This is a genomic window from Flavobacterium tegetincola DSM 22377, assembly GCF_000425485.1.
Classification (GTDB): domain Bacteria; phylum Bacteroidota; class Bacteroidia; order Flavobacteriales; family Flavobacteriaceae; genus Flavobacterium; species Flavobacterium tegetincola.
The window spans coordinates 139,905-152,958 of the sequence record NZ_KE384385.1 but is presented as its reverse complement, the minus strand read 5'-3'; the positions used below and the strand labels follow the sequence as shown (position 1 = coordinate 152,958).

11 protein-coding genes are annotated in these 13,054 nt (G+C 35.5%); 5 read left to right on the top strand and 6 right to left on the bottom strand.

Annotated elements, in window-relative coordinates:
- Positions 1 to 125 precede the first annotated feature (125 nt).
- A complete protein-coding gene (locus H602_RS0113920) occupies positions 126 to 1,070 on the top strand; it encodes an L-threonine 3-dehydrogenase (RefSeq protein WP_026978553.1) in 945 nt (314 codons plus the stop codon).
- A gap of 59 nt (positions 1,071 to 1,129) precedes the next feature.
- Here the strand turns inward: H602_RS0113920 and H602_RS0113915 are convergent, their stop codons facing one another.
- From H602_RS0113915 to H602_RS0113905, 3 genes are all read right to left on the bottom strand, one after another.
- On the bottom strand, positions 1,130 to 1,729 hold the full coding sequence (locus tag H602_RS0113915) for a globin family protein (protein ID WP_026978552.1): 600 nt from the start codon (positions 1,727 to 1,729) through the stop codon (positions 1,130 to 1,132).
- Positions 1,730 to 1,746: 17 nt separating this feature from the next.
- A complete protein-coding gene (locus tag H602_RS0113910) occupies positions 1,747 to 2,184 on the bottom strand; it encodes a hypothetical protein (protein ID WP_026978551.1) in 438 nt (145 codons plus the stop codon).
- Positions 2,185 to 2,535: 351 nt separating this feature from the next.
- Positions 2,536 to 3,036, bottom strand: a complete 501-nt coding sequence (locus H602_RS0113905; RefSeq protein ID WP_026978550.1) for a nuclear transport factor 2 family protein — start codon at positions 3,034 to 3,036, stop codon at positions 2,536 to 2,538.
- A gap of 66 nt (positions 3,037 to 3,102) precedes the next feature.
- Between H602_RS0113905 and H602_RS0113900 the strand changes: the two genes are divergently transcribed.
- Positions 3,103 to 4,689 carry a L,D-transpeptidase family protein gene (locus H602_RS0113900; protein WP_026978549.1) on the top strand — a complete coding sequence of 529 codons (1,587 nt, stop codon included), beginning with the start codon at positions 3,103 to 3,105 and terminating at the stop codon, positions 4,687 to 4,689.
- Positions 4,690 to 4,766: 77 nt separating this feature from the next.
- Here the strand turns inward: H602_RS0113900 and H602_RS19435 are convergent, their stop codons facing one another.
- Together H602_RS19435 and H602_RS0113890 are read right to left on the bottom strand one after the other, a co-directional pair.
- Positions 4,767 to 6,224 (bottom strand): DUF5689 domain-containing protein, encoded by a 1,458-nt coding sequence (locus tag H602_RS19435; RefSeq protein WP_051224542.1) that lies wholly within the window; start codon positions 6,222 to 6,224, stop codon positions 4,767 to 4,769.
- Positions 6,225 to 6,242: 18 nt separating this feature from the next.
- Positions 6,243 to 9,071, bottom strand: a complete 2,829-nt coding sequence (locus H602_RS0113890; RefSeq protein WP_026978548.1) for a carboxypeptidase-like regulatory domain-containing protein — start codon at positions 9,069 to 9,071, stop codon at positions 6,243 to 6,245.
- Positions 9,072 to 9,207: 136 nt separating this feature from the next.
- On the opposite strand from H602_RS0113890, the gene H602_RS0113885 reads away from it, so the two are divergent.
- The 3 genes from H602_RS0113885 to amaB all read left to right on the top strand — a co-directional run bounded on the left by H602_RS0113885 (position 9,208) and on the right by amaB (position 12,685).
- The gene (locus H602_RS0113885) at positions 9,208 to 10,314 is read left to right on the top strand and encodes an endonuclease/exonuclease/phosphatase family protein (RefSeq protein ID WP_026978547.1); all 1,107 of its coding nucleotides are present in this window, start codon (positions 9,208 to 9,210) and stop codon (positions 10,312 to 10,314) included.
- A gap of 70 nt (positions 10,315 to 10,384) precedes the next feature.
- Positions 10,385 to 10,918, top strand: a complete 534-nt coding sequence (locus H602_RS0113880; protein WP_026978546.1) for a 3-hydroxyanthranilate 3,4-dioxygenase — start codon at positions 10,385 to 10,387, stop codon at positions 10,916 to 10,918.
- 213 nt (positions 10,919 to 11,131) lie between these two features.
- Positions 11,132 to 12,685: an L-piperidine-6-carboxylate dehydrogenase gene (amaB, locus tag H602_RS0113875; protein WP_026978545.1), complete on the top strand. Its 1,554-nt coding sequence runs from the start codon at positions 11,132 to 11,134 to the stop codon at positions 12,683 to 12,685.
- A gap of 53 nt (positions 12,686 to 12,738) precedes the next feature.
- Here amaB and H602_RS0113870 read toward each other — a convergent pair whose 3' ends face one another.
- A complete protein-coding gene (locus H602_RS0113870; protein ID WP_026978544.1) occupies positions 12,739 to 13,020 on the bottom strand; it encodes a hypothetical protein in 282 nt (93 codons plus the stop codon).
- Positions 13,021 to 13,054: the final 34 nt, after the last annotated feature.

Sequence of the window (13,054 nt, the reverse complement as noted above, 5' to 3'; positions counted from 1 at the left end):
TAGAATACAAAGTTAAAGAGGTTATCTTAATTTGTAGTTATGAATTGGGAATTATTAACGATTTTGCATTTCGGTATTTACTTACGAAAACGTTATATTTGCGAACGAAAATCAACACGCAAATTATGGCAACTAAAATATTAATCATCGGAGCTTGTGGTCAAATTGGTACTGAGCTTACACAAAAGCTTCGTCAAGAATACGGAACCGAAAATGTTATTGCTTCAGACATTAGAAAACTGAACAATGATGTAATCAATTCGGGACCATTTGAAGTGGTAAATGCTTTGGATTACAATCAGATTGAGAATTTAATTGAAAAGCATCAAATTGATGAGGTGTATTTAATGGCTGCCTTACTTTCTGCAACAGCTGAAAAAAACCCTGCATTTGCCTGGGATTTGAATATGAACAGCTTGTTCCACGTTTTGAATTTGGCGAAAGCCGGAAAAATTAAAAAGATTTTTTGGCCCTCGTCTATAGCGGTTTTTGGACCGACAACGCCAAAGGAGCAAACGCCACAATATACGATAATGGAGCCTTCTACGGTGTACGGAATCAGTAAACAATCGGGTGAAAGATGGTGTGAATATTACCACAATATTTACGGTGTGGATGTTAGAAGTATTCGTTATCCAGGTTTAATCAGTTGGTCGTCGCTTCCTGGAGGAGGAACAACAGATTATGCTGTTGATATTTATTATAAAGCTTTGGAAGACAAGAAATACGAATGTTTTTTATCTGAAGAAACCAAAATGCCAATGATGTACATGGACGATGCGATTAAAGCAACAATTGGAATTATGCAAGCGCCAAGTGAGAAAATAAAAATTCGATCTTCTTATAATTTAGCGGCTATGAGTTTTACACCTAAAGTAATTGCTGCTGAAATTAAAAAACACATTCCTGAATTCGAGATTACGTATAATCCAGACTTTCGTCAAAAAATTGCAGACAGTTGGCCGGCAAGTATTGATGATTCATCAGCAAGGGAAGATTGGGGTTGGAGACATGAGTACGACTTGGAGAAAATGACGATAGATATGTTGAACCATTTATCGGAGAAATAAGAATAAAAAAAAATGCCATTCAAAATCAATTGAATGGCATTTTTAATAGTTTAGAATTATTAGCTTGGGTCTTGAACGATTGGCGATCTCAATGATTCCAAAACAGCTCCAACTTCGCCAACCAATGCAGGATCAGTTACACCATTTTTTCCAGCTGCAACTACTACGTAACCAACGAATTTGTCGTAATTTGCGTTAGTTGCTTTGGCACCCATTCTTGGGTGAACTGCAGGATTATGCGCATCAACCATATTTAATCCTGAATACGTATTTGTCGCTCCACCACCTGTATTTGCAGAGAAGAAATCGGTAAGATTTTTACTTAGCACGGCTACATTGGTTGTGTTCATTGTTGGTCCAAAAACTTCACCAGCTAAAGGTGCAAAGTGCGCTCCTAGATTTCCTTCATTTCCGGCTACAATATCAGAAACAATAAGTACAATAGTAGAATCTACTACAGAACGGAAACTCAATCTTCCTTGCTCAATCATCATTGATGTATTATTAGGATCCGTTACCTTAGTAGTTCCGCCTAATTTTTGATAAAGCGTCAGTTCTGGTGTTACAGTTGGGTTCTCATCGTCATCGTCACAAGAAGTGAAAAATGCGCTAGAACCAATAATCAGTGCACATAGTGCGATTTTTGAAAACTTAGTCATAATAAAAGTATTTATAGTTAATTAAAAATTCGTTGGATTCCTCTAGAAAATTTGAAGCTAAAACTGTCCTCATCCATCACGGGACAAACTCCATTGGAGGCTAATGCGGCCGGAACTACATAGCGAGATGCATTATAATTTCCTTTTGCCATTAATTGCGTATACACTTGTTCTGAATTTGCTATGGTCATATCATGGTAATAAACTACTACTTTTTTATCAGCAAAGACAGAAGGATTTTTTACACCTTTAATACTTTTCATGTCTCGGTTGATTTGCTTTGCCATCGCACTGTCAATCGGTTGTTTAAAGTCAATGCGACTAATTTGCAAAGTAGCATTGTCATAAACGGTTGGTTTAACTGTTGCTATGTGCACTACTAAAACAATAAATAAAAGAAGAACGATGCCAAGAATACTTCCTGCGGCTATTTTTACATACTTATTTATTTTCATACTACAGATTTTATGTGTTTAACAATGGTTTATAGGTCTATTTACGGTTCCTTTTCAGGCTTGGTTTTGAAAAATGAAAAACAATTGAGAATTCATCTCTATTTATAACTGTTTTAAATAATTTTGATTTTGTGGTGCTTCTTCTTTACTTCTAAAAGGGATTAAATCCTTCCGAAGTACTAATTTTTAAAGCTGTGTTAAGCGAGATGGTATTAAATAAATGATCATACAAGAAGGTAGTACGTCACTTTAATGTATGACAATGCAGTAAATAATATTACAAAAGGTATTCTATTATCGAAAAATAGGATAAAATAAAAACCAGCTGGTGAGTTTCAAGAAAAATTGGAATTACTTCCGCATGCTTTTTAACAGCTGCTCATCAACTGCTGTCTTCATTTTGACAATTTCGTTTGATAACTCATTTGGAATATTAATGGAAAGAACATAATGCGCAATTTTCCATTCGTTATTCACTTTAGTTAGTACACCAGATCCGCGGCAGATTTTCATTTGTGTATCTAAAAGCTCGTCAAACCAAGCAGTTTTTTGATCAGCAGAAAAATAGATGTTTCGTTCTAAAGGAATAAAACTCCATGCTTTTCCTTTGTCAAAATGGGGTTTAGCATACGCTTGAAATTCTTTTTTGTTCCAATTCTCTGTCGCATCCGTGCCGATAAAAATAGCATTGTCAGACATGAGATTAAAATAAGTGGCGAAATCAGCTTCGGAAGCGGCTTTGTGCCAAGAATCTATAATTTGATGAACGGCTTTGGTCTCACGATCCACATTTTGGCACTGACTTGTTAGGGTAGTAAATAGGAGAGAAAGTAGAAGTAGCGCTTGTTTCATAATTTTTCGTATCTTATCGGAAGTGTAAGTAAAAATAGTAATTTTATACAGAAAAAAGTGCTAGTTATGAAAAGTAAGTATGTAATAATTGTGGGTGCGGTGTTAATTTTAGGTGTTATTTTAATGCTGTGGCAATGTAAAGCCGAGGAGCCTATTGTGGTAAAGCAGTTAGAATTGAAATTGGATCAGCCTGATCCTGAATTGAAGCCTTTTGATAGCACAGGTATTGCCACTTTTTATAAAACCCATCCTGAACTTGTCAAATATCAAGAAGACGTACTTGCAGCTTACAGAAATCATAAGTTTAATTATTTATGGCATGATAGCAAAGGTCGCAAAGAAACTGCCGAGGTATTGTACAACCGAATCAATTCTATTGCCGAGGAAGGAATTACGGAAAAATTGCCTTACAAGGAGGCTTTTGATTTGATGTGGTACCAAAGTTCAGCTACTGATTTGACAGGCGAATTGCTTTTAACCAATTATTATTTTTTCTATACTGATAAAGTTTTGGCTGGAACTGATCAAAAAAAGAGGGAAGAAATGGGCTGGTTTTTAGAGCGCAAACCCACTTCTTATGTTGCTTATTTAGATACTTTATTAGCAAATCCTGGTTTGGTTCACAAAAAGACTCAGCTCAATAAGCAATATTACCAACTAAAGAAAGCATTGGAGCAGTATCGCATTATTGCGAAAAATGGGGGATGGGATTCCATCGTTTTGCCTGAAGAATTCAAGAGTTTAAGATTTAAGGACAGTTCCGCTTTGATTACGCAAATACGGAAACGACTCTTTATTTCGGGAGATCTTAAAGAAGATTCTGGGAGCGGACTTTTTGATAAAAGTTTAATAGATGCAGTTTCCGTATTTCAAAGACGTCACGGTTTCTTGGTAGATAAAACCTTGGGTAAAAATACGATTGGTGCGATGAATGTTTCGGTAGCGGATCGGATAAAAACTATAATGATTAATATGGAACGGTGCCGTTGGATATCGCCAACTATTTCGCAAGACAAAGAGTATATAGTAGTCAATATTCCCGCATATCAATTGACCTATATAAAGAATGATTCGGTCGTCTTACAATCTGATGTAGTGGTAGGAACTACGGTACATCAGACGGTTATTTTCAGTGGAAAAATGAAGTACGTTGTATTTAGTCCTTATTGGAATATTCCACAAAGTATCATTAAAAATGAAGTCCTTCCCGGAATTCAGAAAAACAGTAATTATCTGGCAAACCATAATATGGAATGGAATAACGGACAAGTGCGTCAAAAGCCAGGGGTAAGAAACTCATTGGGATTGGTAAAATTTATTTTTCCAAATAGTAATAATATTTACCTTCATGATACGCCTTCTAAAAGTTTATTTCAAAGAGAAACGCGTGCATTCAGTCACGGTTGTATTCGTGTGGCAAAACCAAAGGATTTAGCGGAGCACATTCTCGCAGATGACTCCAACTGGTCGCCAGAGAAAATTGATGCAGCGATGCATAAAGGAACAGAAAAATGGTATCCGTTAAAAAGTGAGATACCTGTTTACATTGGTTATTTCACCGCGTGGATGGATCGAAGTGGAAACTTAAATTTCTACGAAGATGTCTATAAGAGAGACGCTCAGATGGAATCGTTATTGATTCAAAATGAATAGATTTGCTTAAATTGTGGGTATAAAAAAAGGCTATCGAATAAACGATAGCCTTTTTTGTATTGAATAAGTTGCACCAATTATTGAATTGTAAAATGATCAACATGTAAATCATATGTAGAATCTTTTCCAATTTTTAATGCAAAAATGTTACTTCCTGGATCAGTATTAATTGGAATTCCAGTAATGTTTAATGTCACCTTTACCCAAGTGTTATTAGTATTTATTGTACCAATATAATCGTTTACACCACTTCCAATTGAGGATCCTGTAGTTTGTAGTACAGTTGTTTTTTCAACAGTAACTCCAGTTGCTCCTAAATCTCCTAAATTGAAACAGTCATAACCACTTCCGGCTTTGTAAATGTTCATAGATAAAGATTTTCCAGTAGAGGTTCCTCTTACATAGAACATGATTTTAGTTGGATTTGCAGGTAAACTTGCCAATGGTGGAACTGAAAACAAAAATGTATTTGAACTTGATGTACCTGTTATTTTTAAAGAGTTGCTATTACTTATTCCTGTAGCAGTACTTAAAGCTGCATTTGAAGATAGTGGAAATTGAGTTCCAACTGCAGTAGTAAATGCTGCGAAATTTTCGAAATCTCCACCACCGAAGAAAATAGATCCTGTTGGTGCGCTAACTGGACCTGTTGGGTCAGTAGTTCCTCCGCCAGTATCTCCACCGCCAGTGTCTCCACCACCTGTATCTCCACCGCCTGCTGTAAGACGCGGCTCTGTCAATTTAATGTCTGAAGCGTATCGTGCTACAAATTGATAAGTAGAACCAAATTTTGTCAAGATACCTCTAATTCTTCCGCTGTTTGGAGAAACTGCTATACCTGCATATTTAGCGAATGAACCTGTTCTGAAAATTAATGTTTTACCTTCTGCATTTGTAATGATTAGATTTGTTTCTCCACCTACCACATTAGTTGCATTGTAGTAATTTTGACCTAATGCATCATCAGCAAATTGTACATCAACAAATTCAATTAGTTTTCCAAGATTGCTGTCATTGATGTCTGTTAAAGTAAGTTCGTTTACTAATGTAGATTCTTCCACTACTTCACATGCTCTAACTACTGCTTTCTTGTATTCTGTAGTTGCAATTTGACCCACATTTCCATTAAAAAGAGCACCAATTTGAAGTGTGTTGTTTCTGATTTGAGTGTATAAACCTTTAAGTTTAACGTATACTTTTCTTCCAACCGCGTAATCAGTAAAAGTACTTACTTGATTAACAGCTACACTGAATCCGATCTCACCGTCCATGGAATTCATGTAAATGATTTTGTAGAAGTTACCTCCTTGATCACTTGAAACTACATGCGCTTCAATTACATCGTCTGCTTGGTATAAAGTTGCAACAGGTGTAGCTTGGTCATATATAGCTTGAACGGTTTTCACTGTTGAGGTAATTACCGGCTCATTACATTCCAAATTTGGAATTGAATAATCGTCATCATTTACACAACTCGTAAAAAGAGCTGCTGATAATGCTACGAAAAAGATTGATTTTAAAAAATTTGTTTTCATATGATAATTTTTATTTTATTAGAAGTTATAATATACGTTAACGAAATAAGTTCGTCCGTAACCGTAGAAATATTTAGGACCAAATGAACGAGCAGGGCCTTGCATGTCTTGAGACAATTGTTCGAAATTTGCATTTCTAGCTTGTTCGAAACCACCTGTTTTATACGTTTTATCTAGTACATTATTAACACTTGCAAAGAATCCAATTGTATTTCTGTTCTTAGAATTGGTTCTCCAAGATTTTCCACCTACTAAGTTAAGTAAAGTAACTGGATCAAATTTTTCTTGCTTTAACAATTCTCTTCCTGCTTCTTCAGTAGCTCCAGCAAATGGGAAACCGTCTGGGTCATTTGCATTTTTAAAGAAGTTATCAGTTCTTAATAATGGAGAAATATCTAAGTAGTTATCGGCAAGATAATTGGCATTTGCACCAATCCACCAATATTTAGGATCTCTATATTCTATTCCTACAGCATATGCTTGTTGCGGCATACCCGGTTGTTTGTAATCTTTCATTGTAGCACTACCATAATCTACTACGGATCTATTAGTATCTACGTTTAATTTTACATTTGGGTTGCTTGCGTAAGTATATTGTCCGTAAGCTGCAGTGGCTGTACCTTTAATAGTTGAAGTAAATTGATATTCAATACCAAATTCCCCACCCATATTTTGCTTTGTTAAACCTGTAACGATTTCTGCAACAAAAGCATTTCCATTTCCACTTACTAAAGCATTAGTAGTTTCGTCAATGATTCCAATTCCTTCGGCAAAATAAAATGCAATGTCTGTTGAATTACTAATTCTTGAAAAATATCCAGTTATTTTGGCTTTCAATTTTGGAGTACGAATGATGTAACTTGCGTCAGCACTTACGATCGCTTCACTTTGCAAATCTTCAACAATATTATTGTTCAGTCTTACATTAGGAAAAGTATTTCTCATTGAAGGCGCTTTTGTCATGTAAGCTCCGTTGAAGTCTAAAAAGTTACGACCCGTAATTTTATATGTCATACCTCCTTTAAAACCGAAGTTTTCAAAAATGACTTTCTTACTGTCTCCCTTTGAAGTTGTAGGGTAGTTTCCATTTTGATAGATACCTTCTCTTTGGTACTGACTTCTAGAAAATGATTGAGCCAAATAAAAATCTACTTTATTATAGCTAAATTTAAACTGTGTAAATGCATCAACCACGTCGGCATGAAGTAAATAACGGTATCCAAATTTATCTCCTTCAACCACTTTTCGATCTGGATTAGCTAAATCAGATTGTTCTCTTCCACCGCCTTTTTGTAGTAAAAAAGTATCAATATCAAGGTAGTATTGTCCACCTAATAAATCAAGTACATTTTGAAAGTTTTCAGAACGTAATTTACGATAGTTAAAACCACCGTTGAAAATGATATTGTCAGACAATTGTGAAGCTAAAAGTGCGTTAGCAGTCCATTGTCTATCTTCTGTAGTATCTTCATATAAAATAGCTAAACTTTCTCCTGATAATTGTTCTTGATTAGCACGGTATAATTCATCCCAATTGATTTGTCTGTTTGCTAAAAATGATTCACGATTAGCATCAGCTAGCAACATATTTTCAGGTGTGTTTCCTAAATATTCTCCGGTTGTGTTATCGTGAAATGTAGAAAAATAACTTGGTAAATTTCTATAATATGTAGGATCTGGGTTTCTTGTTCCATTATAGTCTAAACGGCTGTTTGAAATAGAGCCAAATTGATAAGCTACATTGGTGTTCAAATCGGTTTTATCAGAAATTTTCCAGTAATGACTTAAGATAAAAATAGGTTCTTCAACATCTTTATCTCTTGAATTTCTTTTCTTACCGTCTTGGTATCCCCAATAGGAGTTATATTTTACACCTGCTAAGTCGTTTATCTCATCGCTATTTGGAGAGTTTTTTCCACGACTGTTTTGTGCATAAATGGCAGTAAAATTTAAGCTATGGTTGTCGTTAATTTTCTTTTCAACAGCAGCAAAGAATGAATTTGCAGCATAGTCTGTTCCTTCAAAGTAACCTTCTTGTGCCCAACGTCTAGAAGCTGAAATTACATAAGCCCAACCGTTTTTATCCATTCCAGAGGCGTGAGTAGCCATAGTTCTGAAACTATAATTGGTATTAGTATTTGAAAACGAAATTCTAGAACCAGGACGGTAGATCGAAGCTCTTGTGTTGATTTCTTGTGTTCCCAAAGCACCACCAAAAGTGTAAGCAGAAGGAGCAGATCCCATTGTAAATTCTTGATTTCTAGTAGCGTCGTTCAAGCCTCCCCAGTTAGCATACTGAGGTCGACCATCATACACCTTATCCATAGAAATACCATTAATCATCGTTTTACCGTACTCATTATCAAGACCTCTAATTCTAAATCGGGCTTGACCCCAATTAAAAGCAGCAGCTTGTTGAAATACATCACGACTGGCTTGAAGTAAACCAGCAGTACTTTCGGATCCACTATTGTCGTCTCCTAAATCATTTTCTGTAAGTGTAATAAGACTAAGTTGTTGTTCAGACGTAATGTCTTCTTCAAGCATAATAGTTCCTAAATCCAAAACACTACCTTCTGTAACAGAAATTGAAATCAATTGTCTGGCATAACCAGCACTGTTAATTTCTAATAATTGATCACCAACCACAACTGCATCAAAAACAAACTGACCTTCGCTATTTGTCAAAGCGGTAAATGTGGTGTTTTCAATAGAAGTCACTACATTTTCTAAAGGTTTTTGCGTTTTTGAATCAACAACTTTCCCAGTAACTCCGGCTGTTTTGTCTTGTGACCAAGCAAAAACAACTTGCAGCACAAAGAACATACTAATTACAAGCTTTTTCATAAATAAATTTAATTTAATCCTTTTATGTTAAAATAATCTTTTCTTAACGGCGACAAAGTTACATTATTAATTAAATATAATTACTTTTACAGCCAAGTTTCTGTTAAACTTCACACTTAAATAATATTAGATATTTATGAAATTGAAAAAATCGATCTTTCTGTCTTTATTTCTTGCCTTTGCAATGTCTCAGGTGCATGCTCAGGATAAAAAATTTAAGATACATACTGTAGCGTTTTATAACGTAGAAAATTTATTTGACACCATTAATCAAGCAAATTATGACGAAGAATATTTGCCGCAAAACGGTTGGACATCCAAAAAATACAAGCAGAAGCTAAATAATTTAGCCCGAGTTATTGTAGGAATTGGAACTAATGACCAACAAAAAGAATCGCCAACTATCTTAGGAGTTTGTGAAGTGGAAAACAAAGGGGTGCTAGAAGATTTAGTAAAAAATCCTCAAATCGCAAGCAAGGATTACGGTATTGTACACTTTGATTCGCCTGATAAGCGAGGGATTGATGTAGGATTCTTATACCAGAAAAAGCATTTTAAACCTACGAGCTATATTAATGTTCCTTTATATGTATACCAAAATGAAGCGGACACTTCTAAAAAAGAGGAAAAAGATGCCGAAGAGTCGGACAAGCCAAATGTAAATTTTGACGCAACAAGCAAAAGAATTTATACACGTGACCAATTATTAGTTACTGGTTTATTGGACGGTGAAGAAATGCATTTTATTGTAAATCACTGGCCTTCTCGCTCAGGTGGCGAAAAAAGAAGCAGTCCGTACCGAGAAGCAGCGGGACGATTGAACCGAAAAATTATGGATTCCTTGTTTAAAATCAATCCGAATGCAAAAATCATTACTATGGGTGATTTAAACGATGGAACGTATAATAAAAGTGTAAAAGAAGGAATTGGCGCTAAACTAAAGAAATCTGAAGTTAAAAAATCTGGTATTTATAATCCTTTTGAACAAATGGCAAAGGATGGAAACGCCACATTATTCTATAGAGATTCTGGTGATATTTTTGACCAAATTATGCTCAGTGAGCCATTTTTAAGAAATGACTTTTCAAGTTTTCAATACTGGAAAGCTGGTATTTATAACAAGCAATTCTTGATACAAATTTCAGGACAGTACAAGGGGTATCCGTTAAGAAACTCTCCAAGTGAACCTGGTTTTAGCGATCACTTTCCTGTATACATCTATTTGCTAAAGGAAATAAAATAAATTGAAATTTTAAAAGGCTGGTTTTTTACCAGCCTTTTTTATTTTTGTAAATTAGCTAAAAAATTAAAATATGGCTATCGCAAAACCTTTTAACTTGACCAAATGGATTGACGAAAACAGACATTTGCTCAAGCCACCTGTGGGAAATAAAAACATCTACATCGATTCTGACGATTACATTGTTATGATTGTTGCAGGACCCAATGCGCGAAAAGATTACCACTTCAATGAAACCGAAGAACTGTTCTATCAATTGGAAGGGTCAATTACGGTTTATGTCCAAGACGAAGGTAACAAAGTAGCGATGCAATTAAATGCCGGCGACATGTACCTCCATCCCGCAAAAACGCCTCATTCTCCCGTTCGATCTGAAAACTCAATTGGATTAGTGATTGAGAAAAAACGCGAAGGTCAAAACTTAAAAGACGGTTTACTATGGTTCTGCGAAAAGTGCAATCATAAATTACATGAGGTTTATTTTGAATTAAAGGATATTGAGAAAGACTTCCTACCGCATTTTAAACACTTTTATAGTTCAGAAGAATTACGAACATGTAACAATTGCGGAACAGTGATGGAAGCAGATCCTAAGTTTGTAAAATAATTTTGAGGAGCTTAATCCAGCTGTTCACTGTATCTTTTTATTTCAGATTGCTTCGTTTCTCGCAATCACGAAAATAAAAAGGATGCCGCTTCCATCTGGGCTAGGGTACAATCCTAAAAATCAAAATTCATTGAAGAGCAATTGCGGCAATGAAAGTAAAATAAAAGTCTTATTTTTGCATAAATATTAATAAAAACCATTAAAAAATAAAGAATGTCTACAATAGCACAACAATTCGGAATGGACGAAGCACTAGAAAAATTAGGGCTAAAAGCCGTTAACGAAGGAACATCAACAGGAAATGAGTGGTTTTCAAACGGAGCAATCATTGAAAGTCATTCACCAGTAGATGGTCAATTAATTGGAAAAGTAAAAACAACTACAGCAGCAGATTACGAAAAAGTAATGGAAAGCGCTACTGCAGCTTTTAAAACATTTAGAACAATGCCTGCTCCACAAAGAGGAGAAATTGTACGTCAATTTGGAAATAAATTAAGAGAATTAAAAGAACCATTAGGGAAATTAGTTTCTTACGAAATGGGTAAATCCTTGCAAGAAGGATACGGGGAAGTGCAAGAAATGATTGACATCTGTGACTTTGCTGTAGGTTTATCACGCCAATTAAACGGTCAAACCATTCCTTCAGAACGTCCAGGACACGTAATGAGAGAGCAATGGCATTCGCTTGGTGTAGTAGGAATCATTTCAGCATTTAACTTTCCTGTTGCAGTTTGGGCATGGAACACGGCTTTGGCTTGGGTATGTGGAGATGTATGTGTTTGGAAAGCTTCAGAAAAAGCACCTCTGTGTTCTGTAGCTTGTCAAAATATTATTGCTCAAGTTTTAAAAGAAAACAACTTGCCAGAAGGAATTTCATCCATCATTAATGGCGACTATAAAGTTGGTGAAATGATGACTACCGATACGCGAATTCCTTTAATTTCTGCTACCGGTTCTACAAGAATGGGTAGAATTGTAGGAGTTAAAGTAGCTGAGCGTTTTGGAAAATCTTTGTTAGAGTTAGGTGGAAATAATGCAATCATTATCACGCCAACTGCTGATTTAAAAGTAGTAGTTCCAGGTGCTGTTTTTGGCGCTGTTGGAACTGCAGGTCAAAGATGTACATCTACAAGACGTTTAATTATTCACGAATCGGTATATGATAAAGTGAGAGACGCAATTGTTGGAGCGTATGGTCAATTGACAATCGGGAATCCACTAGATCAGAAAAACCATATCGGACCGCTAATTGATAAAGATTCAGTAAACACTTATTTAGCTGCCATTGAATCTGCAAAAGCAGAAGGTGGAAAAGTATTGGTAGAAGGTGGTGTACTTTCAGGCGAAGGTTTCGAAAGTGGATGCTACGTAAAACCAGCAATCATTGAAGCTGAAAATTCATTTAAAATTGTGCAGCATGAAACGTTTGCGCCAATTTTATATTTAATGAAATACAGTGGTGAAGTGGAAAATGCAATTGATATGCAAAATGGCGTTGCCCAAGGTTTATCTTCTGCAATCATGACGAACGAATTAAAAGAAGCTGAAAAATTCTTGTCGTATTCAGGTTCAGATTGTGGAATTGCCAACGTAAATATTGGAACTTCAGGTGCTGAAATTGGTGGTGCCTTTGGTGGTGAAAAAGAAACAGGTGGTGGACGCGAGTCAGGATCTGATGCTTGGAAAGTATATATGAGAAGACAAACCAATACAGTGAATTATTCTGATGAGTTGCCTTTGGCACAAGGAATTAAATTTGACTTGTAGAGCATAAATTGTCTTTCGATAGAATAGATTTTTAATAAAAAAGACGATTTGAATTAATTTTCAAATCGTCTTTTTTTTACAGTATATTTTAAACCAAGTAGCAATGCCAAAGAAAGTAAAATAATAATGTTTGAGTCTATTGGAGCAGCACATCCTTCAGTATCTAAGCAGGCACGATAGGCTGGCGTATCTGTGTCAAATTCGCAATTTTCCTGATCCCATGCCATTAAATAGCCACACCCACAGTCACCTTCTGGAGGTGGTGGAGGAGCACATTGTGTATGACTTAGAGTGACGTTAAATACGATTAGTATCAGTAAAAAAAGTTTCTTCATTTTAATTTTGATAGGATGTAAAAATATGTAAAAA